This is a genomic window from Micromonospora sp. NPDC049051 (genome assembly GCF_043197575.1).
In the GTDB taxonomy this organism is placed as follows: domain Bacteria; phylum Actinomycetota; class Actinomycetes; order Mycobacteriales; family Micromonosporaceae; genus Micromonospora.
This window is the reverse complement of sequence record NZ_JBICTL010000011.1, coordinates 73,099-93,359: the sequence shown is the minus strand read 5'-3', so window position 1 is coordinate 93,359 and position 20,261 is coordinate 73,099. Positions and strand designations below refer to the sequence as shown.

Genomic DNA, 20,261 nt, shown 5'->3' with positions numbered 1-20,261 from the left:
CGTCGCGGGATCAGTCGAATTCGCTCGTCCGGATGGCGCCGTCCGCAGCCTCACGGGCCCGGGGAGGCGCCTCGGTCACGACGCCCATCCCCCGCCCGGCCCTCGCGACAGCCTCGACCTTGTCCTCGAGCGGTGGCCGGCGCCCGTCGAGGAACCACTCCATCGTCCAGCCCTTCGACGTCCGCACCAGGATCAGCAGCACGAGGAAGTAGGCGAAGTAGCCGGTGGCGAGGCCGATCCCGTACGCCGCGAAGGAATCCGTCTCCTCGGGGAAGAGCGTCAGGACCGCGCCTCCGCCCAGCGCGCCGATGATGGTCAGCACATCGGCCAGCTTGATGTCCGTGCGGTAGCGGGTGACCTGGTAGGTGAACCAGCCGATGACCGCCCCGAAGGCGAAGGCGCCCCACTGCAGGAACGTCATCGTGCCGCCCCCGCCCCGGTCCGCACGGCGGCGCGCATCAGCAGGTGCGCGGCGGCGCCCGCGAGCACTCCGGCGATGACGACCGGCACCGCCGCACGCCCCTCGTTGAGATCGACGAGCACGGCCGCCACGACGACGAGCGCGGGGACGGCCCACCGCTGCGAGCGCCCGGGCCGCAGCCACGCGGCCCACCACCCGAGCACCGCGCCGAAGGCGGCCACACCACCGGTCACCATGTCGCATCACCCCACATCGCCCGCCGCACCGTCAGTCGATTGTGGACAGCATAGAGTGTTCGGGCGGAACCGGGTGCAGTCGGAAAAGGGACACCACCCGCGGCGGAAATGCCCTCCCGATCCAGCTCAGCAGCCGGGCAGCCGCTCCATGAGGTAACGCTCGACCTGGTCCAGCGCGATGCGCTCCTGGGCCATGGTGTCCCGGTGCCGCACGGTCACCGCGTCGTCGTTCAGCGAGTCGAAGTCGACCGTCACGCAGAACGGGGTGCCGATCTCGTCCTGGCGGCGGTAGCGGCGACCGATCGCCTGGGAGTCGTCGAACTCCACCACCCAACGCTTGCGCAGATCGGCGGCGAGGCGCTTCGCCTTCGGCGAGAGCGCCTCGTTACGCGACAGCGGCAGCACCGCCACCTTGACCGGGGCCAGCCGCGGGTCGAAGCGCAGCACCGTGCGTTTGTCCACGCCGCCCTTGGTGTTCGGCGCCTCGTCCTCGTCGTACGCCTCCAGCAGGAACGCGAGCACCGCGCGGGTCAGCGCGGCGGCCGGCTCGATGGCGTACGGCACCCAGCGCTCGCCCCTGGCCTGGTCGAAGTAGGACAGGTCGACGCCGGAGTGCCTGCTGTGTGCGGTCAGGTCGAAGTCGGTGCGGTTGGCGATGCCCTCCAACTCCGCGAACTCGGTGCCGTCGAACTGGAAGCGGTACTCGATGTCGACCGTGCGCTTCGAGTAGTGCGCGAGCTTCTCCTTCGGGCGCTCGCGGAAGCGCAGGTTGCCCTCCGACAGGCCCAGGTCGACGTACCAGTTCCAGCGCTCGGCGAGCCAGTACTCGTGCCACTGCTCGTCGGAGCCCGGCTCGACGAAGAACTCCATCTCCATCTGCTCGAACTCGCTGGTGCGGAAGATGAAGTCGCCCGGGGCGATCTCGTTGCGGAACGACTTGCCGGTCTGGGCGATACCGAACGGCGGCTTCTTGCGGGCGACGGTCTCCACGTTCCGGTAGTTGACGAAGATGCCCTGCGCGGCCTCGGGTCGCAGGTAGTGCACGCCCTCCGGGCCCTCGACCGGGCCGAGGAAGGTCTTCATCAGGCCGTTGAACATCTCCGGCTCGGTGAAGGCGCCCCTGGTGCCGCAGGTGGGGCAGTTCAGCTCGGTCAGCGCGGTTGGCGGCCTGCCGTGCCTGGCCTCGTACGCCTCCTTCAGGTGGTCGGCCCGGAACCGGCTGTGGCACGACTGGCACTCGGTCAGCGGGTCGACGAAGGCGTCCAGGTGGCCGGAGGCGGCCCAGACGTCGCGGGCCAGGATCACGGCGGAGTCGAGGCCTACCACGTCGTCGCGCTGCTGGACCATCGTCTTCCACCACTGCCGGCGGATGTTCTCCTTCAGCTCCACGCCGAGCGGACCGTAGTCCCACGCCGACCGGCCGCCGCCGTAGATCTCGCTGGAGGCGAAGACGAAGCCTCGGCGCTTGGCGAGGCTGACGACGGCGTCGATGCGGTCGGCTGGCATGTTGACCTCCTACACCGACTGGCGGTCGGCGGGGACGCGGTTAGGACGGAAGGAACAGTTCGGACAACCGTATGACGCGCGCCGTCCCGGACCCAGCAGGATACCGGCGGGTCAGCTCACGCCGCACACCTCCATGCCGCCGGTCTGCTGGTCCTGCCCGAGGGTGACCTGCTGCCGGTCCTGCTGGCCGCCCCGGTAGGTGACGTCGACCGGCACGGTGAGGGAGACGGCGTCCACCTCGCCCACCCGGAAGGTCGCGATCTGCGGCTCGGCGGCCACCCGGCGCTCGAACTCCCGGCGTGACTCGCGCCGCTGCGCGTCGTCGCAGAGCTGGTCGTACGCCGCGCCGTACTTCCGGTCGACGAGCGCCTGGTAGTAGTCGGTGGAGACGGTGCGACCCTGCTCACGTACGGCCTGCACCCCGGTCACGACCAGGCCGACCACGGCCGCGCCGCCCCCGCCGCAGCAGATCAGCACGGCGAGCGCCCCGGCGCCCAGCCCGAGCCACAGCCGGGTGTTGCGCCCCTCGGTGGGTGGCGCCGCGAAGGGCGGGGCGACGCCCGGTCCGGCCGGCGGGGCGGGCACGCCCGGGTCCGCCGGCGGGCCGGGCACGGCGGGCGGCGACGCCCCCTGGTGGCCGGGCGACGGAGGGTACGGCGGTGGGTTCGCCGGTCCGGGAGCGCTCATGCAAGCAATGTAGTGCCCACGGGCTCAGCGGTAAGGACCAGCGGCCCGATCGCTGGCGGTCGGAACGACGGCCCCGCCCGGGGCGGCGCTGGCGAGCGCCTCGTACGCCGACGGCTCGTCGATCGACTCGGCGAGCAGCGGCACCGCCGTGATCTTGACGTCGAAGCCGCCGAGGGCCCGCCGGTAGGTGCCGACCGACTCCCACTCGGTGACCAGGCACCAGTGCCGCGGGTCGTCGAACGCCCGGACGAGCTGACCGCGCAGGTAACCGGGGCGGGCCGCCAGCGCGGCGAGGGCGGCGTGCGCCCGCTCGGTGAACTCGTCGGCGACATCGACGTCGACCACGAACCGGTTCGTCACCAGCACGGGGTTCCTCCTCGTAGAGTCTGTGGCATGCAGCGTACGCAGAGCCCCCTGCCGGCCCGGCTGGCCCGGGCGAACCCGACGACGGTGTTCCTGGTCACCCTGGTGCTGGTGCTGGTCGCCTTCTTCACCCCCGGCGTGGTCGGCGGGCTGCTCACCCTGCTGCTCGCCGCGGCCGTGGCCGCGCTGTTCGTCACCACCTGGTCGGTGCAGACCGTGCCGACCCGGGTGATCCGGCTCGTGGCGCTCACCCTGATGGTCACCGCGGGCCTGGTGAAGCTGTTCTGACATGCAAGCATGCGTTTTTGACAATCATTATCGTTGTCGCGGACAGTTCATGGCATGAACATCCGCTCCGCCCCGCGCACCCTGGCCGCGGCCACCACCGCCCTGCTCGCTCTGGGCGGCGTCACGGCCTGCTCGGACGACGGCGCGGCCGGCGCCGACCCGCAGCGGGTCGACGTGGTGGCCGCCTTCTACCCCCTGCAGTTCGTCGCCGAGCGCGTCGGCGGTGACGCGGTGAAGGTCAGCAACCTCGTCAAGCCCGGGGCGGAGCCGCACGACCTGGAGCTGAACCCGGGCCAGGTCGGCCAGGTCGTCGAGGCGGAGCTGGTCGTGCTCCTCAAGGGCTTCCAGCCCGCGCTGGACGAGGCCGTCGAGCAGAACGCCGGAGACCGCGCGTTCGACGTGTCGACCGTGCAGCCGCTGCTGGACGCGGCGGCGGGCGGCCACGACCACGACCACGAGGGCGGGGAGCACGGCCACCCCGAGGAGTCGGGCGGGGCCGAGGAGCCCGGCCGCGACGAGGGCGCCGCCAAGGACCCCCACCTCTGGCTCGACCCGACCCGCCTGGCCACGGTCGGCGACAAGCTCGCCGAGCGGCTCGGCCAGGTCGACCCGGACCGCGCCGCCGACTACACCGGCCGCGCCCGGGCGCTGCGCGCCGAACTGGAGAAGCTCGACGCCGAGTTCAGGGCCGGGTTGAGGACCTGCCAGCGGCGGGAGATCGTGGTCAGCCACACCGCCTTCGGCTACCTCACCTCGCGCTACCAGCTGGCGCAGATCGGCATCTCCGGGCTGAGCCCGGAGAACGAGCCCTCCCCGCAGCGCCTCGCCGAGGTGATCGAGGAGGCCCGGAAGCACCAGGCCACCACGATCTTCTTCGAGACGTTGGTCAGCCCGAAGGTGGCCGAGACCATCGCCAGGGAGGTCGGCGCCAGGACCGCCGTGCTGGACCCCCTGGAGGGGCTGACGCCCGGCGCCGGCGACTACCTTTCGGTGATGCGTACCAACCTTGCGACCCTGAGGACGGCGTTGAGCTGCTCGTGACAACCCCAGTCATCACCGTCGCGAACGGGGTGGTCGGCTACGACGGCCGCCCCGTGCTGCGCGACGTCTCCCTGACCGTGACCGCCGGCGAGGTCGTCGCGGTGCTCGGCGCCAACGGCTCCGGCAAGTCCACCCTGGTCCGCGCCGCGCTCGGCCTGGTGCCGCTCAGCTCCGGGTCGGTCACCCTCTTCGACCGCCCGTTGCGCCGCTTCCGGCAGTGGCACCGCATCGGGTACGTCCCGCAGCGCCTCGGCGCCGGCAGCGGCGTGCCGGCCACCGTCCGCGAGGTGGTGGCCTCCGGCCGGCTCGCCCGGCGCGGGGTGCTGCGACCGCCCGGAGCGGCGGACCGGGCCGCGGTGGCCGCCGCGCTGGAGGCCGTCGGGCTCGCCGACCGGGCCCGTGAACCGGTCGCGACGCTTTCCGGCGGGCAGCAGCAGCGCACCCTGATCGCGCGCGCGCTGGCCGGGCAGCCGGAGCTGCTCGTCCTCGACGAGCCGACCGCCGGGGTGGACGCGGCCAGCCAGGAGGCGTTCGCCAAGGCGCTGCACGGTTTCGTCGCCGACGGCGGCACGGTGCTGCTCGTGGCCCACGAACTCGGGCCGCTACGGCCGCTGATCAGCCGGGCGGTCGTCGTACACCAGGGTGGGATCTGCCACGACGGCGCGGTGCCCGAGCCCGCCGGCCACCACGCGGAGCCCGACCACGACCACGTGCACCCGCACGGTCCCGACGAGCCCGCCGGGCTGTGGAGCAACTGAGCATGGAACTCTTCCAGTACCCCTACATGCAGCGCGCCCTGGTCGGCGCGCTGATCATCGGCCTGGCGGCCCCCGCGCTCGGCATCTACCTGGTGCAGCGGCGGCTCGCCCTGATCGGCGACGGGGTGGGGCACGTGGCGCTCACCGGCGTCGGCGCGGGCCTGCTGCTCAACCGCTCGCCGGTGCTCGTCGCGGTGCTCGTGGCGACCGCCGGCGCGATCACCATCGAGCTGGTCCGCGCGCGCGGGCGCACCTCCGGCGACCTGGCCCTGGCCCTGCTCTTCTACGGCGGTATCGCCGGCGGCGTGACGCTGGTCGGGCTCTCCGACAGCACCAGCGCCAGCCTCAACGCCTACCTCTTCGGGTCGCTGAGCACCATCAGGCCGGCCGACCTGACCACCATCGCGGTGCTCGGCGCGGCGATCGCGGTGACCATGCTGGCGCTGCGCCCGGCGCTGTTCGCGGTCTGCCACGACGAGGAGTACGCCCGCGTCTCCGGCCTGCCGGTGCGTACGCTCAACCTGCTGCTGGCCGTGGCCACCGCGGTCACCGTGACGATCGCCATGCGGGCCGTCGGGGTGCTGCTGATCAGCGCGCTGATGGTGGTGCCGGTGGCCACCGCGCAGCAGGTGACCCGGGGGTTCCGCAGCACGATGACGGCGGCGATGGCGCTCGGGCTCTTCGCCGCCGGCTCCGGGGTCTGGGTGGCGGCGAACGCCGACACCGCCCCGGGCGCCTCGGTGGTGCTGATGGCGATCGCCTCGTTCGGGGTGGTCGCGATCGGCGGCGCCGGATGGCGGATGCTGCGCCGGCGACGTACCCCCGATGCCGCGCCCGCGCCCGAGCCGCACGAGGTCGTGCTCCAGTGATCCTGGTCAGGGGCGTGTCGGTGGGATTGGTTACCGTTACGGGGTGACCGACGGATCAGGCTACGACGCCTTCGAGGGCGCGAGCGAGCTGTTGCGTGCCCTCTCGGCGCCGATCCGGCTGGCCATCGTCAGCGAGCTCGCCGACGGCGAGCGCTGCGTGCACGAGCTGGTCGACAAGCTCGGCGCGGCGCAGCCGCTGGTCTCCCAGCACCTGCGGGTGCTGCGGGGCGCCGGCGTGGTACGCGGCTCCCGGCGGGGTCGCGAGATCGCGTACGCGCTGGTCGACGAGCACGTCGCACACATCGTGGCCGACGCGGTGAGCCACGCCGGGGAGGGATCATCGTCATGACGGGTGCCACGATCCGCAACACCCGGCAGCGCTCGGCGGTGAGCGCGCTGCTCGGCGAGCTGGAGGGCTTCCACAGCGCGCAGGAGCTGCACGCGATGCTGCGCGAGCGCGGCGAGCGGGTCGGGCTCACCACCGTCTACCGCACCCTCCAGGGGCTCGCCGACACCGGCGAGATCGACGTGATGCGCCCGCCGGGCGGCGAGCACCTCTACCGCCGGTGCAGCGAGGGCCACCACCACCACCTCGTCTGCCGATCCTGCGGCCGCACCGTGGAGGTGGCGGGGCCGACGGTGGAGAACTGGGCCGAGCGGGTGGCGGCGAAGCACGGCTACGCCGACGTCAGCCACACCCTGGAGATCTTCGGCACCTGCCCAACCTGCACGGGCTGACCGCTACGAGCCCACGATCGCGGCGCGTGCCGGGCGGCGCCGGACGTGACACGCTGTCCGGCGTGAAGATCTACGCTGATCGTTTCCCGACCGCCGTCCGACAGTTGATCACCGACCTGCTCGTCGTCGCCTGGGTGTACGGAGCGATCCGTGGCGCGCTGTGGCTGCACGACCTGGTGCAGAAGCTCGCCGTACCCGGGCAGAAGCTGGAGGGTGCCGGTGGCGGCCTGGCCGACAACCTGGCCGAGGCGGGCGGCAAGGTGGGCCGGGTGCCGCTGGTCGGCGACGAGCTGACCGCGCCGTTCGAGCGGGCCGCCACCGCCGCCCGGTCACTCGCCGACGCGGGCCGTGACCAGCAGGAGCTGGTGGACCAGCTCGCCCTCGCGCTGGCCGTGGCCGTGCTGGTCTTCCCCCTCGGCCTGGTGCTCTTCGGCTGGCTGCCGCTGCGGGTGCGCTGGATGCGCCGGGCCGGCTCCGCCGTGAGGCTGGCCGCCGCCCCCGCCGGCCGGGACCTGCTCGCGCTGCGCGCGCTGGCCACCCAGCCGTTGGGGCGGCTGACCCGCATCGCGCCGGACGTGGCCGAGGCGTGGCGACGCGGCGACGACGACACCATCGACGCCCTGGCCACCCTGGAACTACGCCACCTGGGCCTACGCCCCCGCTGACCCACCCAACCCCACCCCACCCCCACCCGGCCCGGCGCAGCCCCGCCCCGCCCCGCCTCGCCCCGGCCCGCCCCAGCCCAGCCCAGCCCAGCCCAGCCCAGCCCCGGCGATCATGCAGTTCTGGTGCCCGGAGCGCCCGTTTCCGCCCCTTTCGCGGGGCACCACAACTGCATGATCGACGCCCGGGTGAGGGGGTGGGGTGACGGGGTGGAGTGACGGGGTGGGTCAGGAGGTGGGTGGGGGCGGGACGCGGCGGCGGACGTCGTCGGCGGCGGACGGGCCCGGCGACCAGCGGGCCACCCACGGCAGGTCGTCGGCGGGAGTGAGGACGCCGTCCTCCAGCGCGGCGTAGCGCCCGGCCAGGATCCGCTTCGCGGCCGCCGTGTCGACGGAGTCGGTGTTGTCCCAGAGGGCGGCGAAGAGGGCGTCGACCCGTACCCGGGCCTGCCGGCAGAACAGGTCGGCCAGCTCGACGTTCTCGGGGCGGGTGTCCCGCTCGGCGTAGGCGCGTACGCACACGGCGGACATGGCGAACAGCTCCGCGCCGATGTCCACCACCCGGCCGAGGAACGCCTGCTTGCGCTCCATCTTGCCCTGCCAGCGGGACATCGCGTAGAACGTCGACCGGGCGAGCTTGCGCGACGAGCGCTCCACCTGCCGCAGGTGACCGGCGAGGGGACCGAACTCGGCGTACGCCGAGGGACGCTGTCCCCGGCCGACGGCGAGGGTGGGCAGCCACCTCGCGTAGAACGCGCCCGCCCGCGCCCCGGCCTTCGCCTTGCGGCCCAGCCCGGCGTCCGGGTCGATGATGTCGCCGGCGACCGACAGGTGCGCGTCGACCGCCTCCCGGGCGATGAGCAGGTGCATGATCTCGGTGGAGCCCTCGAAGATGCGGTTGATCCGCAGGTCGCGCAGCAGCTGCTCGACGGCGGCGGGGCGCTCGCCCCGAGCGGCGAGCGAGTCGGCCGTCTCGTAGCCGCGACCGCCGCGGATCTGCACCAGCTCGTCGGCGATCTTCCAGGCCATCTCGCTGGCGTAGAGCTTGACCAGCGCGGCCTCGATCCGGATGTCGTTGCGGTCGTCGTCGGCGAGCAGGCAGCAGAGGTCGAGCATCGTCTCCATGCCGTACGTCGTCGCGGCGATGAAGGAGAGCTTCTGGGCCACCGCCTCGTGCTCGCCCACGGGCCGCCCCCACTGCACCCGGTCGGCGGCCCACTCCCGGGCCACGTTAAACGCCCACTTACCGGCGCCGACGCACATGGCCGGCAGCGACAGCCGCCCCGTGTTCAGGGTGGTCAGCGCGATCTTCAGGCCCTTGCCCTCGCCGCCGATGACGTTCTCCTTCGGCACGAAGACGTCGTGGAAGCGGGTGAGGCTGTTCTCCAGCCCACGCAGGCCGATGAAGGCGTTGCGCCGTTCGACCGTGATGCCCTCGGTGTCGCCCTCGACGACGAAGGCGGTGATCCCGCCGCGCCGGCCCTCTGCGGCGGGCACCCGGGCCATCACCACGAGCAGGGTGGCGACGGTGCCGTTGGTGGCCCACAGCTTCACGCCGTTGAGCCGGTAGCCGGTGCCGTCGGGCGTGGGCTCGGCGGTGGTGGCCAGCCGGGCCGGGTCGGAGCCGACGTCGGGCTCGGTGAGCAGGAACGCGGAGACCTCACCGCCGGCGAGCCGGGGCAGGAAACGCTGCTTCTGCTCGGCGGTGCCGAACATCTTCAGCGGCTGCGGCACCCCGATCGACTGGTGCGCCGAGAGCAGCGCGCCGATCGCCGGGCTGACCGAGCCGGCGAGCATGAGCGCCCGGCAGTAGTGCAGGTTGCTCAGCCCGAGCCCGCCGTACGATCTGTCGATCTTCATGCCGAACGCGCCGAGCCGGGCCAGGCCCTGGAACACCTCGTCGGGGATGGACGCGTCCCGCTCGATGGCGGCGCCGTCCACCTCGGAGGCGAGGAACTCGCGGAACCGGCCGAGGAACTCGTCGGCGCGGGCCACGTCCGCCGGGTCGGAGCGCGGCCAGGGGTTGATCAGGTCGAGCCGGAAGCGGCCGAGGAAGAGTTCCTTGCCGAAGCTGGGACGGTCCCAGGAGGACTCCCGGGCCGCCTCGGCGACCTGGCGGGCCTCCTTCTCGGAGACCTGACCGGCTTCCGTCGGCAGTGGCCCGGCCGCGCCGGTGGTCGGCGGGCTGTCGGCAGCGGTCGTGGCCGGCTGCTCGGCGCCTGATCCGTCGGGCGCGGGTCGGCTGTTCTCTGTCGTGGTCACGGCGGCCCCCTCGAAACCTCGGTCCGGCTGCGTCAACGTCTGGTCCTGGCTGCGCCACGTCGACCAGAGCGGCGTGCTCGACAAACAGCACGCTACCCCCGGGTGTTACCCAGAGGTAGCGCTCGGTAAATATCGAGTCTGATCGACTTCGGTCAGTCGGACAGGGAGGACGGATCGTTGTCGTCGTCGTCCTCGTCGTCGTCGCCCCAGTTGCGCCGGGCGAACGGCAGGAACGCCCAGAAGGTGAGGAACCAGAGCCCGATGAAACCGCTGAGCACCAGGGCGACGCTCCGGTCCAGCACGAAGTCGGTGATCAGCAGCACCGCGCTGACCATCGAGATCAGCATGAAGGCGAGGCCGCCGGTGGCCATCCGGTGGGCGAAGCGGACCAGCTCCGGCTTGCGGCCCTGCCGGAACAGCGCCCGGTGGAACGCCACCGGCGAGATGATCATCGCGGTGGCGGCGGCCGCCGCCAGCAACGCGACGATGTAGACGTCCTTCTGGAAACCGCTGGTACGGGTGAAGCCGTTGCTGAACGGCAGGGTGAGCAGGAAGGCGAAGAGAATCTGCACGCCGGTCTGGGCGACCCGGAGTTCCTGGAGCAGGTCGGCGAAATTGCGCTGCCAGCGCTGCTTCTCGGTTTCCTTGGACACGCGCTACCTCCGGTCAGACGGTACTGCCGGCGGGGGCGGCCGGCGGCAGCATCGCTGATGCCCCACCCGTCGACGCACGAAACCGACTCGCGTCGCTGTCTGCCGCGCGGGCTCCCGGCGTCGGCGAACCGCGAGCACGGCGAACTGTGACCCGGCTTCCGGCGTCGACGAACCGTGAGCACGGCGAACTGTGCCTCGGCTCCCAGCGTCGGCGAACCGCGAGCACGGCAACTGGCACCCCCGGCTCGCGCCGTCAGGAGCCCCGCCGGATCCGGCCGGACGCCGTCAGGAGCCCCGCCGGATCCGGCCGGCGTACCGGGCCTCCAGGGCGTTGTTGTGCTCGTCGCCGCCGGCGATGTTGGCCGACAGGTAGACCGGGGGCTTCTCCCCCGCCGCCAGCAGCCGGGCCACCACCTCGACCGTGATCTGCTGGGCCAGCAGCGCGGCGGTGATCGACGAGACCGCGCCGACCGCGCCGCCACCGGGCAGCGGCAGCGTCGCGTCGCCGTACGGGGCGCCGTTGTCGAGCACCACGTCGGCGAAGTCGGCGAGCTTGCGCCCCGACGGGTGGCGCGAGGTCATCTGCCCGGAGTGCTGCGCCGAGGTGATCGCGATCAGGCCGTGGCCCTTCTCCTTGACCAGCGACGCGAACTCCACCATCGCGCCGTTCACGCCGGAGTTGGAGGCGAGCACGAAGACGTCGCGTGCGCTGACGGGGGCCAGCTCGTAGAGGCGGTGCGCCACCGACGGGTCGCGCTCCAGCAGCGGCCCGAGCACGTCCGCCGGGGCGCCGCCGAGCAGCACCAGGTCCCGCAGGGCGATGCGGTTCGTCGGGACCAGCCCGCCGGCCCGCCCGGCGATCTCCATCGCCAGCGCCTCGGAGTGGCCCGTGCCGAACGCGTGGACCACGCCGTCGGCGCGTACCGCGTCGGCGATCAGGTCAGCGGCCTGCCCCACCGCCTCGCGCTGGCTCTCGGCCACCCGGTTCATCGTGGCGGTCACCACGGCCAGGAATTCCTCGGCGCTCACCGGCATGTTCGCTGCGTCCATTCGTAGCTCCGTCGAAGGTGGGGGCCCGGCGTCCACCGGGCGGTGTCGGGGGCGCTCGGACCGGGTCGTAAACCCGGGCGGGATCGCCTCGGGGCGGTCAGACCGGGTCGTGCACCCGGGCGAGGATCGCCTCGGCCAGTGGGGCGGGCGCCTCGTCGGGGATCCAGTGACTCACCCGGGGCAGCTCGACGAAGCGGTAGTCGGCCCGTACGTGCTCGCCGCACGCCTCGGCGGCGGTCCGGCCGATCGCGATGTCGCGACCGCTCCACACGTACGTGGTCGGCACCGTCACCGGGCCCGTGGCCGCCAGGTCCCGGCGGGACATGGCGCGGTACCAGTTCAGGGCGGCGGTCAGCGCGCCCGGCTCACGCATCGGGTCCGCGTACGCGGCCACCCGCGCGTCGTCACCGACCCCGTGCAGCATCCGGCGCAGCCCGGTCGCGTTCAGCGCCAGCAGCGCCCTCTCCGCCGTGCCCGGCTTGCGGAACACCGTCATGTACACCGAGCGCGCCTTCTGCCCCGCGTCCTCGGCCAGCGCCCAGGCCATCGCGGCGGGGTGCGGCACGGAGACGGCGGTCAGCGTACGGACCCGCTCGGGGTGCTGCGCCGCGACGGCCCAGGCCACGATCGCGCCCCAGTCGTGTCCCACCAGGTGCGCCGCGTCGACGCCCAGCGCGTCGAGTACGCCCACCGCGTCGGCGACCAGTTCCGGCAGCCGGTACGCTCCGACCGCCTCGGGCCGCGCGCCCGGCGAGTAGCCGCGCTGGTCCGGCGCGTACGTGCGCAGCCCGGCGGCGTGCAGCGCGGGCACCACGTCGTCGAACTCCCCGCCGTGCTGGGGGAAGCCGTGCAGCAGCAGGACGGGCGTGCCGCCCTCCGGTCCGCCGACGCGGACGTCGAACGTGCATCCCCGGGCCTCGATCCGCATGATCGTGAGCCTACCCACGGCCGCACCCGGCCGCCCGGGACCGAGGGCCGCCGTCACTCGTACTGTTGCCGGGGTACGGGCACCTGCCGCCAGGACTCCACGTCCAGGTAGGGGATCTCCGCGTCGTTGACCGGGTCCCGGGCGACGCGGTCGCTGTAGCGGCCGGTGGCCTCGATCCAGGTGTCGTCGGCGAGCCCGTCGGGGACCGCGCCGGTGAGGCCCAGCTTGACCGGTCGCCCGTCGGCGGCGCAGCAGGAGAGCACCATCCGGGCCAGCAGCGGCCGGCCGTCGGGGCCGGTGGTCACGAAGCCGGTCAGTTGGACCCGGCGGTCGCCGATCGAGGTGCCCCGGTCGAACAGGGCCCGGGAGGCGTAGTCGAGTACGGCGACGCGCACCGGGTCGCCGTCGGGCAGCGGCGGGTAGTCCGACGGCTGCTGCCGGGTGGCGACGACGGTGCCGGCCTGCCCGGCCGCGTACGAGCCCAGGGCCGGCGGGGCCACCAGCAGCAGGCCCAGCACGGGCAGGATCAGCAGCCAGCCGGCCCACGGCTCGCGATGCCCGTGCCCGTCGTGCCCGTCGCCGTCGTGCCCGTCATGGTCACCACGAGCGTCGTGGTCGACGGGCGTGCGCCGCAGGAGCGGGCTCAGCTCGTACCAGAGGGTCATGACCGCGGCGGCCACCAGCAGCAGGCCGGCGGCGACCAGGAAGGGTCGCAGCCCTTCCTTGACGTAGCGCAGGTGCAGGTCGGTGAGGCTGGCCCGGATCACCGCGCCGCCGAGCAGCAGCAGGACGACCGCCTGCGCCTGCCGGTTCACAGCAGCACCGCCCCGGCCGCGGCGGCCACCACGACGGCCACCGCGAAGGTGGTCGGGGCGAACCGCAGCGCGAACCGCCGGCCGAAGACCCCGGCCTGCATCGAGATGAGCTTGAGGTCGACCATCGGCCCCACCACCAGGAAGACCAGTCGGGAGGTCAGCGAGAACTGCGACAGCGACGCGGCGACGAAGGCGTCCGCCTCGGAGCAGAGGGAGAGCAGCACGGCGAGCGCGGCCAGCGCGAGCACCGACAGCACCGGCTCGTCGGCGAGGGTCTGCAACCAGCGCTCGGGCACCACGACGTTGATCGTGGCGGCGGCCGCAGCGCCGATCACCAGGAACCCGCCGGCGTGCGTGACGTCGTGCCGGACGGCCCCCCAGAACGCCCGCCCGCGCGAGCCGCCGTCGAGTTCCGGCCGGCGCGGCAGCCGGATCCAGTCGGCCCGGCCGAGACGCAGCCACAGCCAACCCATGACCATGGCGACGAGCAGGCTGGCGACGGCCCGGCCGAGGACCATCGCCGGGTCGTCGGGGAAGGCAACGGCGGTGGCGGTGAGCACGATCGGGTTGATCGCCGGGGCCGCGAGCAGGAACGCCAACGCGGCGGCCGGGGTGACCCCGCGCCGGATCAGCGACCCGGCGATCGGCACCGCGCCGCACTCGCAGCCCGGTAGCACCACGCCGGCCGCGCTGGCCACCGGCACCGCGAGCGCGGGGTGGCGCGGCAGCGCCCGGGCCCAGAACGACCGGGGTACGAAGACCGCGATCACCGCGGAGAGCAGCACGCCGAAGACGAGGAATGGCACCGCCTGCACCAGGACCGAGACGAAGACGGTGGTCCAGGTCTGCAACCGGGGCGCGGACAGGGCCCGGGCGACCGGCTCGCGGAAGACGAACAGCAGGATCAGCAGGCCGGCGAGCACCTCCACCGACCCGATCCGCCGGTCCGGGCCGCGCGGAGCCGCCGGCGTCTCCCCGCGTACGCCCGGGGCACCCACCCCGTCCGGCGCGCGGCGGTCAGCCTCGGATGTCACGTACGTGTCCCTCTGCCGGGTTCCCAGTGGCCGCCCGAGAGTACCGGGGGAACCGACAGCGTCGGTTCCCCCGCGTGGTGAGCAGCGCAGAGATCACCTTTGCTGGATGATCTTCGAAGGTGTTAGCGTCGGGCCACAACTTCACATCCGACAGGGGAGCGCACAGCGCTGAGAGTGCGGGCACCGCCCGCAGACCCTCGAACCTGATCTGGGTAATGCCAGCGCAGGGAGTTCGGTCGACCTCCAGCCGCGTCGACGTCCGGCACGTTCCGGGCGCGGCGTGCGTCTTCTCCTGGTTCTCGTTCGGGACTGGGAGCAATCATGCGAGACAACAACACCGCCACCCGGTGGCGTACCGTCGACGTCGTCGTCGCCGCGGTGATCGCGGTCGCCTTCGGCGTCATCTTCTGGGCGTGGGGCCTGCTGTGGCGGGCCGTCGACCCGGCGTTCGCGTTCTTCCCCGCCGGTCAGGCGATCATGTACGGCGTGTGGCTGGTCCCGGCCGTCCTCGGCGGCCTGGTGATCCGCAAGCCCGGGGCGGCCCTCTTCTGCGAGGCGGTGGCCGCGACGGTCTCCGCGCTGCTCGGCTCGGAGTGGGGCGGCGTCACCATCGTGCAGGGCCTGATCCAGGGGCTCGGCGCCGAACTGGCCTTCGCCGCGTTCCGGTACCGCTCGTTCCGGCTGCCCACCGCGCTGATCGCGGGCGCGCTGACCGGCCTCGGCGCGGCGCTGTTCGACTTCGTCGTCTGGAACAGCGAGACCGCCCTGGCCAGCTACCGCATCCCGTACGCCCTGCTCACCGTCGTCAGCGCCACGATCGTGGCGGGCGCCGGGGGCTGGGCCCTGACCCGTTCCCTGGCCACCACAGGCGCCCTGGACCGCTTCCCCGCCGCCCGCGACCGCACCCCGATCTAACCCCCACCCACCCGCACCGGCCGCGTTGATCATGAAGTTGTTGCCACGACACGCCGCGCCGAAGGACAACAACTTCATGATCAACGCCTGCGGGCGGGCAGGAAGGAGGACGGCGTGGGGGCGGTGACGCTGCGAGGGTTCGGGTGGCGGCACGCCGGACGTCGGGCGTGGGCCCTGCGCGGGGTCGATCTGCGCGTCGAGGCCGGCGAGCGGGTGCTGCTGCTCGGGCCCTCCGGGGCCGGCAAGAGCACGCTGCTCGCCGCGCTGGCCGGGCTGCTGCCCGAGGACTCGGGCGAGCAGGAGGGCAGCGTCGAGATCGACGGGCTCGACCCCCGCAAGGCCCGGGAGCGGGTGGGCATCGTCTTCCAGGACCCGGAGACCCAGCTCGTGATGGCCCGCAGCGGCGACGACGTGGCGTTCGGGCTGGAGAACCGCGGCACCCCCGCAGGGGAGATCTGGCCCCGCGTCGACGAGGCGCTCACGCGCGTCGGCTTCCCGTACCCCCGGGACCGCCCCACCGCCGCCCTCTCCGGCGGCGAGCAGCAGCGGCTCGCCCTGGCCGGGGTGCTGGCCCTGCGCCCCGGGTTGCTGCTGCTCGACGAGCCCACCGCCAACCTCGACCCCACCGGCGCGGCGCTGATCCGGGCGGCGGTGGCCGGCGCGCTGGACGCCGAGACCACGCTGATCCTGGTCGAGCACCGGGTCGCCGAGGCGCTGCCCCTGGTCGACCGGGTGGTCGTGCTCGAACCCGGCGGCGGCGTCCGCGCCGACGGCACGCCCGAGGCCGTCTTCGGCACGCACGGCGACGCGCTCGCCGCCGAGGGCGTCTGGGTGCCCGGGCGGCCCGTGCCGCCCCGCCACGCCACCGCGCCGGCCGGCGACGTGTTGCTCACCGCCGACCGGCTCGGCCTGCCGCCCCGGCTGGCCGCCGTCGATCTGACGGTACGCGCCGGCGAGGCGCTCGCCGTCGTCGGTCCCAACGGGGCCGGCAAGTCGACCCTCGCCCTGCTGCTCGGTGGCCTGCTCAGACCCGGAGCCGGCCGGGTCACGGCGACCACGGCACTGGCCGGCGGCGACGCCCGCACTCCCCCGCACCGCTGGCGCGCGCCCGCGCTGGCCCGCCGGATCGGGTCGGTCTTCCAGGACCCCGAGCACCAGTTCGTCACCAACACCGTCTTCGACGAGCTGGCTCTCGGCCCGCGCCGCACCGGCCAGCCCGAGGCGGCCGTACGCTCCACTGTCGACGACCTGCTGGGCCGGCTGCGGTTGGCGAAGCTCGCGGCGGCCAACCCGTACACCCTCTCCGGCGGGGAGGCGCGGCGGCTGAGCGTGGCGACCGCCCTGGCCACCGCGCCCCGCCTGCTCGTCTGCGACGAACCGACCTTCGGCCAGGACCGGCGCACCTGGCTGGAGCTGGTGGATCTCTTCGCCGAGCTGCGCGACGCCGGGCACGGCCTGGTCGCCGTCACCCACGATTCGGAGTTCGTCGCCGCCCTGGCGGATCGCCGCCTCACCCTGGAGCGCCCGTGATCAGCGACAGGACCGCCGCACCGGTCACCCACCCAGATCGCCGCGTCACCCTGGAACGCCCGTGACCAGCGACAGGACCGCCGCACCGGTCACCCACCCAGATCGCCGCGTCACCCTGGAACGCCCGTGATCAGTTTCGAGGCGGTCGCCGCGCCGGAGGCGCCGCTGGCCCGGCGCAATCCGGTGGCGAAGCTCGTTGCGGCGCTGGTGTTCTCGTTCATCCTGATCGCCACCGTGGACCCGGTGGCCCCGGCCATCGCGATCGCCGTCGAGCTGGCCCTGCTGCCGCTGTTCGGGGTACGGCTGCGGGTGTTGGCGCGGCGGGCCTGGCCGCTGCTCGTCGGCGCGGTCGGCGTGGTGGTGACGCTGGTGCTCTTCGCGGCCGAGCGCTCCGGCCGCGTACTGGTCGAGGCCGGCCCGGTGGTGGTCACCTCCGGTGTGCTGCTCACCGCGCTGGGCCTGGTGCTGCGCATGTTCGCGGTGGCGCTGCCCGGCGTGATCGTCTTCGCCACCACCGACCCGACCGACCTGGCGGACGCGCTCATCCAGAACGCGAAGGCGCCGGCCCGGTTCGCCATCGGGGCGCTGGCCGCGTTCCGGCTCGTGCCGCTGCTGGGCCAGGAGTGGCAGATGATCTCCGTGGCGCGCCGCGCCCGGGGGGTCGAGGCCGGCCGCAACCCGCTGGCGAAGCTGCGGCTGTTCGTGTCGACGGCCTTCGCGCTGCTGGTCGGGGCGATCCGGCGGGGCACCCGGCTGGCCGTGGCGATGGACGCCCGGGGCTTCGACGCCGGAGTCCCCCGCACCGTCGCCCGCCGGCAACGCTTCGTCGCCGCCGACGGGCTGCTGATCGTCGGCGCGGCGGTGCTCGCCGGGGCCGCGCTGACCGTCAGCGTGCTGCTCGGCACCTTCCGCCCGCTGATCGGCTGACCCGCCACGGCAGGCCAGGTCCACGATCGCGATCCGCTGATCGGGGTCGGCGGGCGAATTGCGGACGGGTCGGGTCGGCGAGGCACGAACCGGGGAGCCGTCGCCCGTCCGATCCGCCGACGGGCCGGGCGGAGCCGCCGGTGACGAAGACTCCGCCCGGGCCGGCACCGTCAGCTGCGCCGGAAGGCGTACCGGCGGGTCTGCCCGGCCTTCTGGCCGCGCAGCGCGCCGGCACGGCCGGCGCCGGAGACCGGCGGACCTGCCTTCGGCGGCGCCGGCCGGTCGACCGGCAGCACCGGCACGACCGGCGCGACCGCCACCTCGTCGAGGTTGGCGGGCTTCAGGTCCGCGCCGAACGGCGTGGCGACGGTGGTACGGGACTTCTTCGGGTTACGCCTGGCGGGCATCCGGTGCCTCCTCGGTCTGCGGGACCTCCCGTACCGGAGCGACGTCCGGTGAGCGGGGCCCGACTCGTTAGGCGACCGTCACGCGACGGTCGGGGCGGGACGGACTGCTGCCCGGGACCGACCACGGAAGACACCACCGTCTCGACGGCAGGTGCGGAATGCGGACGCCCGGGAGCACGCGGACCCGCGGCGATGCGGCGGGTCGGCTCGGAGGTGGGGCGTCAGTTACGCATGCCCACACGCTAGCCGCCCGGCCGGCACCGCGCACCCGAATTAGCGGCACGGTCAGCGGGCTGCCCGAGACGGCCTCCGGGCCGTCGCGCCCGCGATACGGTCGCAGCGGCGGTGTCGACGGTGGAAGGTGTGCGGATGGCCGGGCGGGCGGCGGCGCGGATCGGCGTGACGGGACTGGCGGTGATGGGCCGGAACCTGGCCCGCAACCTGGCCCGCAACGGCTTCGTCGTGGCGGTGCACAACCGCTCGCCGGAGCGCACCCGCAGCCTCGTCGCGGAGCACGGCGACGAGGGGACCTTCCTACCCGCCGAGTCGATGGCCGACTTCGTCGCGTCGCTGGAGCGACCCCGGGCGGTCATCGTGATGGTCAAGGCGGGCCGTCCCACCGACGCCGTGGTCGACGAACTGGTCCCGCTGCTCGACGCCGGCGACATCGTCGTGGACTGCGGCAACGCGCACTTCGCCGACACCCGCCGGCGGGAGGAGGCGCTGCGCGCCCACGGCCTGCATTTCGTCGGCACCGGCGTCTCCGGTGGCGAGGAGGGCGCCCTGCGCGGCCCCAGCATCATGCCGGGCGGGTCCGCGGAGTCGTACCGCACGCTCGGGCCGATCTTCGAGCGGATCGCCGCCCAGGTGGACGGGGTGCCGTGCTGCCGGCACATCGGGCCGGACGGCGCCGGACACTTCGTCAAGATGGTGCACAACGGCATCGAGTACGCCGACATGCAGCTCATCGCCGAGGCGTACGACCTGCTGCGGGCCGGGCTGGACGCGCAGCCGGCACAGCTCGCGGAGATCTTCCGCGGGTGGAACTCCGGCGAGCTGGAGTCCTTCCTGATCGAGATCACCGCGGACGTGCTGGCGCACACCGACGCGGCCACCGGACGGCCGTTCGTGGACGTCGTACTGGACCGCGTCGAGCAGAAGGGCACCGGCCGCTGGACGGTGCAGAGCGCGCTGGACCTGGGCATCCCCATCACCGGCATCGCCGAGGCGACCTTCGCCCGCTCGCTGTCCGGGCACGCCGACCAGCGCGAGGCGGCCCGCCGGGCGTTCCCGGACGCGGGCACGACCTGGCGGGTGGAGGACTCCGACGCCTTCGTCGAGGACGTCCGCCGGGCGCTGCTCGCCTCGAAGATCGTCGCGTACGCGCAGGGCTTCGACCACATCCGGGCCGGCTCGCGGGAGTACGACTGGGGGATCGACCTGGGCGGCACCGCGACGATCTGGCGGGGCGGGTGCATCATCCGGGCCCGCTTCCTCGACCGCATCCGGCAGGCGTACGACGAGCGGCCCGACCTGCCGACGCTGCTGGTGGCGCCGTGGTTCGCCGACACCGTCAACGACGGCGTGCCGAGCTGGCGGCGGGTGGTGGCCGAGGCGGCCCAGGCCGGGGTGCCGGCTCCGGCGTTCGCCTCGTCGCTGGCGTACTTCGACGCGCTGCGCGCCCAGCGGCTCCCCGCCGCCCTGATCCAGGGACTACGGGACAACTTCGGCGCGCACACCTACCAGCGCGTGGACCGCGAGGGCACCTTCCACACCGAGTGGCCCACCGACCGCACCGAAACCAAGACCTGACCCACCCCACCCCACCCTCCCCGCCCGCCCAGCGGTCGATCATGCACTTCTGGTGGGCGGAAGGCCCGATACGGGGCTTTCGCGGGGCACCACAACTGCATGATCGGCCGCGCGGGGCGGGGCCGGGTCGGGGTGGGGTGGGTGGCAGGCTTAGAAGAAGCGGCGGCGCTTGGCCTTCTGGGGGCGGAGCATGTCGGCGCCCTTGGTGAGCAGGCGGCTCATGCCGGACGGGCCACGACGGGCCTCCAGCGTGTGGCTGAGCCGGCGCGCGCCCGCCGCCGCCAACGGCACGGCGACGGCCATCATCGCCCACTGGGCAATACGCTTCTGGATCATGTGGGTTCACCTCCGTCGGTGGC

At 73.6% G+C, this 20,261-nt stretch carries 24 protein-coding genes and 1 riboswitch; of the genes, 11 read left to right on the top strand and 13 right to left on the bottom strand.

Annotated features, from left to right (window positions below):
- Window positions 1-10: 10 nt before the first annotated feature.
- The 5 genes from ACGFIR_RS29965 to ACGFIR_RS29945 form a co-directional block, all read right to left on the bottom strand.
- Window positions 11-421: a hypothetical protein gene (locus ACGFIR_RS29965; RefSeq protein WP_393148575.1), complete on the bottom strand. Its 411-nt coding sequence runs from the start codon at window positions 419-421 to the stop codon at window positions 11-13.
- The gene (locus ACGFIR_RS29960; protein ID WP_393001581.1) at window positions 418-657 is read right to left on the bottom strand and encodes a hypothetical protein; all 240 of its coding nucleotides are present in this window, start codon (window positions 655-657) and stop codon (window positions 418-420) included. The genes ACGFIR_RS29965 and ACGFIR_RS29960 overlap by 4 nt, the downstream gene beginning before the upstream one ends.
- A 126-nt stretch (window positions 658-783) precedes the next feature.
- Window positions 784-2,163, bottom strand: a complete 1,380-nt coding sequence (locus ACGFIR_RS29955) for a glycine--tRNA ligase (protein WP_393148573.1) — start codon at window positions 2,161-2,163, stop codon at window positions 784-786.
- Window positions 2,164-2,274: 111 nt separating this feature from the next.
- A complete protein-coding gene (locus ACGFIR_RS29950; RefSeq protein WP_393002873.1) occupies window positions 2,275-2,748 on the bottom strand; it encodes a hypothetical protein in 474 nt (157 codons plus the stop codon).
- Window positions 2,749-2,874: 126 nt separating this feature from the next.
- Window positions 2,875-3,216: an antibiotic biosynthesis monooxygenase family protein gene (locus tag ACGFIR_RS29945; RefSeq protein ID WP_393001577.1), complete on the bottom strand. Its 342-nt coding sequence runs from the start codon at window positions 3,214-3,216 to the stop codon at window positions 2,875-2,877.
- A gap of 27 nt (window positions 3,217-3,243) precedes the next feature.
- Between ACGFIR_RS29945 and ACGFIR_RS29940 the strand changes: the two genes are divergently transcribed.
- From ACGFIR_RS29940 to ACGFIR_RS29910, 7 genes are all read left to right on the top strand, one after another.
- The gene (locus ACGFIR_RS29940; RefSeq protein WP_393001575.1) at window positions 3,244-3,501 is read left to right on the top strand and encodes a hypothetical protein; all 258 of its coding nucleotides are present in this window, start codon (window positions 3,244-3,246) and stop codon (window positions 3,499-3,501) included.
- A 54-nt stretch (window positions 3,502-3,555) separates the two neighbouring features.
- Complete coding sequence (locus ACGFIR_RS29935; protein WP_393001573.1) at window positions 3,556-4,542, top strand: metal ABC transporter substrate-binding protein; 987 nt, start codon at window positions 3,556-3,558, stop codon at window positions 4,540-4,542.
- A complete protein-coding gene (locus tag ACGFIR_RS29930; protein WP_393001571.1) occupies window positions 4,539-5,300 on the top strand; it encodes a metal ABC transporter ATP-binding protein in 762 nt (253 codons plus the stop codon). The genes ACGFIR_RS29935 and ACGFIR_RS29930 overlap by 4 nt, the downstream gene beginning before the upstream one ends.
- Window positions 5,301-5,302: 2 nt before the next feature.
- A complete protein-coding gene (locus ACGFIR_RS29925) occupies window positions 5,303-6,169 on the top strand; it encodes a metal ABC transporter permease (RefSeq protein ID WP_393148571.1) in 867 nt (288 codons plus the stop codon).
- Between the two features lie 43 nt (window positions 6,170-6,212).
- Window positions 6,213-6,518 carry an ArsR/SmtB family transcription factor gene (locus ACGFIR_RS29920; RefSeq protein ID WP_393001567.1) on the top strand — a complete coding sequence of 102 codons (306 nt, stop codon included), beginning with the start codon at window positions 6,213-6,215 and terminating at the stop codon, window positions 6,516-6,518.
- On the top strand, window positions 6,515-6,907 hold the full coding sequence (locus ACGFIR_RS29915; protein ID WP_393001565.1) for a Fur family transcriptional regulator: 393 nt from the start codon (window positions 6,515-6,517) through the stop codon (window positions 6,905-6,907). Before ACGFIR_RS29920 ends, ACGFIR_RS29915 begins: the two co-directional genes overlap by 4 nt.
- A gap of 62 nt (window positions 6,908-6,969) precedes the next feature.
- On the top strand, window positions 6,970-7,572 hold the full coding sequence (locus ACGFIR_RS29910; RefSeq protein ID WP_393001563.1) for a hypothetical protein: 603 nt from the start codon (window positions 6,970-6,972) through the stop codon (window positions 7,570-7,572).
- 225 nt (window positions 7,573-7,797) lie between these two features.
- Here the strand turns inward: ACGFIR_RS29910 and ACGFIR_RS29905 are convergent, their stop codons facing one another.
- The 6 genes from ACGFIR_RS29905 to ACGFIR_RS29880 all read right to left on the bottom strand — a co-directional run bounded on the left by ACGFIR_RS29905 (window position 7,798) and on the right by ACGFIR_RS29880 (window position 14,275).
- Window positions 7,798-9,831, bottom strand: coding sequence for an acyl-CoA dehydrogenase family protein (locus tag ACGFIR_RS29905; protein ID WP_393148569.1), 2,034 nt, complete (start codon window positions 9,829-9,831; stop codon window positions 7,798-7,800).
- A 152-nt stretch (window positions 9,832-9,983) separates the two neighbouring features.
- Window positions 9,984-10,484: a DUF6328 family protein gene (locus tag ACGFIR_RS29900; RefSeq protein ID WP_393001559.1), complete on the bottom strand. Its 501-nt coding sequence runs from the start codon at window positions 10,482-10,484 to the stop codon at window positions 9,984-9,986.
- 285 nt (window positions 10,485-10,769) lie between these two features.
- Window positions 10,770-11,519, bottom strand: a complete 750-nt coding sequence (locus tag ACGFIR_RS29895; protein ID WP_393148591.1) for a sugar isomerase domain-containing protein — start codon at window positions 11,517-11,519, stop codon at window positions 10,770-10,772.
- Window positions 11,520-11,631: 112 nt separating this feature from the next.
- Window positions 11,632-12,462 (bottom strand): alpha/beta fold hydrolase, encoded by an 831-nt coding sequence (locus ACGFIR_RS29890; RefSeq protein ID WP_393148567.1) that lies wholly within the window; start codon window positions 12,460-12,462, stop codon window positions 11,632-11,634.
- 53 nt (window positions 12,463-12,515) lie between these two features.
- The gene (locus ACGFIR_RS29885; protein ID WP_393001555.1) at window positions 12,516-13,277 is read right to left on the bottom strand and encodes a TIGR03943 family putative permease subunit; all 762 of its coding nucleotides are present in this window, start codon (window positions 13,275-13,277) and stop codon (window positions 12,516-12,518) included.
- Complete coding sequence (locus tag ACGFIR_RS29880) at window positions 13,274-14,275, bottom strand: permease (RefSeq protein WP_393148589.1); 1,002 nt, start codon at window positions 14,273-14,275, stop codon at window positions 13,274-13,276. Before ACGFIR_RS29880 ends, ACGFIR_RS29885 begins: the two co-directional genes overlap by 4 nt.
- Before the next feature lie 178 nt (window positions 14,276-14,453).
- A riboswitch (TPP riboswitch) is annotated at window positions 14,454-14,559 on the top strand.
- Window positions 14,560-14,632: 73 nt separating this feature from the next.
- Between ACGFIR_RS29880 and ACGFIR_RS29875 the strand changes: the two genes are divergently transcribed.
- The 3 genes from ACGFIR_RS29875 (at window position 14,633) to ACGFIR_RS29865 (ending at window position 17,683) form a co-directional block, all read left to right on the top strand.
- Window positions 14,633-15,226: an ECF transporter S component gene (locus tag ACGFIR_RS29875; RefSeq protein ID WP_393001553.1), complete on the top strand. Its 594-nt coding sequence runs from the start codon at window positions 14,633-14,635 to the stop codon at window positions 15,224-15,226.
- 114 nt (window positions 15,227-15,340) lie between these two features.
- Window positions 15,341-16,756, top strand: coding sequence for an ABC transporter ATP-binding protein (locus tag ACGFIR_RS29870; protein WP_393001551.1), 1,416 nt, complete (start codon window positions 15,341-15,343; stop codon window positions 16,754-16,756).
- Window positions 16,757-16,882: 126 nt separating this feature from the next.
- A complete protein-coding gene (locus ACGFIR_RS29865) occupies window positions 16,883-17,683 on the top strand; it encodes an energy-coupling factor transporter transmembrane component T family protein (RefSeq protein ID WP_393001549.1) in 801 nt (266 codons plus the stop codon).
- Window positions 17,684-17,853: 170 nt separating this feature from the next.
- Here ACGFIR_RS29865 and ACGFIR_RS29860 read toward each other — a convergent pair whose 3' ends face one another.
- A complete protein-coding gene (locus tag ACGFIR_RS29860; protein WP_393148565.1) occupies window positions 17,854-18,090 on the bottom strand; it encodes a hypothetical protein in 237 nt (78 codons plus the stop codon).
- A 369-nt stretch (window positions 18,091-18,459) separates the two neighbouring features.
- Here ACGFIR_RS29860 and gndA point away from each other — a divergent pair, with 369 nt between their 5' ends.
- Complete coding sequence (gene gndA, locus ACGFIR_RS29855) at window positions 18,460-19,902, top strand: NADP-dependent phosphogluconate dehydrogenase (RefSeq protein WP_393148587.1); 1,443 nt, start codon at window positions 18,460-18,462, stop codon at window positions 19,900-19,902.
- Between the two features lie 150 nt (window positions 19,903-20,052).
- Here gndA and ACGFIR_RS29850 read toward each other — a convergent pair whose 3' ends face one another.
- Window positions 20,053-20,238 carry a hypothetical protein gene (locus ACGFIR_RS29850; RefSeq protein ID WP_088998900.1) on the bottom strand — a complete coding sequence of 62 codons (186 nt, stop codon included), beginning with the start codon at window positions 20,236-20,238 and terminating at the stop codon, window positions 20,053-20,055.
- Between the last annotated feature and the right edge of the window lie 23 nt (window positions 20,239-20,261).

Bases quoted from the DNA above. Each gene is read 5' to 3' on its own strand.
- ACGFIR_RS29965 (WP_393148575.1), bottom strand. From the start codon at position 421: ATGACGTTCCTGCAGTGGGGCGCCTTCGCCTTCGGGGCGGTCATCGGC.
- ACGFIR_RS29960 (WP_393001581.1), bottom strand. From the start codon at position 657: ATGGTGACCGGTGGTGTGGCCGCCTTCGGCGCGGTGCTCGGGTGGTGG.
- ACGFIR_RS29955 (WP_393148573.1), bottom strand. From the start codon at position 2,163: ATGCCAGCCGACCGCATCGACGCCGTCGTCAGCCTCGCCAAGCGCCGA.
- ACGFIR_RS29940 (WP_393001575.1), top strand. From the start codon at position 3,244: ATGCAGCGTACGCAGAGCCCCCTGCCGGCCCGGCTGGCCCGGGCGAAC.
- ACGFIR_RS29935 (WP_393001573.1), top strand. From the start codon at position 3,556: ATGAACATCCGCTCCGCCCCGCGCACCCTGGCCGCGGCCACCACCGCC.
- ACGFIR_RS29925 (WP_393148571.1), top strand. From the start codon at position 5,303: ATGGAACTCTTCCAGTACCCCTACATGCAGCGCGCCCTGGTCGGCGCG.
- ACGFIR_RS29915 (WP_393001565.1), top strand. From the start codon at position 6,515: ATGACGGGTGCCACGATCCGCAACACCCGGCAGCGCTCGGCGGTGAGC.
- ACGFIR_RS29895 (WP_393148591.1), bottom strand. From the start codon at position 11,519: ATGCCGGTGAGCGCCGAGGAATTCCTGGCCGTGGTGACCGCCACGATG.
- ACGFIR_RS29890 (WP_393148567.1), bottom strand. From the start codon at position 12,462: ATGCGGATCGAGGCCCGGGGATGCACGTTCGACGTCCGCGTCGGCGGA.
- ACGFIR_RS29875 (WP_393001553.1), top strand. From the start codon at position 14,633: ATGCGAGACAACAACACCGCCACCCGGTGGCGTACCGTCGACGTCGTC.
- ACGFIR_RS29860 (WP_393148565.1), bottom strand. From the start codon at position 18,090: ATGCCCGCCAGGCGTAACCCGAAGAAGTCCCGTACCACCGTCGCCACG.
- gndA (WP_393148587.1), top strand. From the start codon at position 18,460: ATGGCCGGGCGGGCGGCGGCGCGGATCGGCGTGACGGGACTGGCGGTG.
- ACGFIR_RS29850 (WP_088998900.1), bottom strand. From the start codon at position 20,238: ATGATCCAGAAGCGTATTGCCCAGTGGGCGATGATGGCCGTCGCCGTG.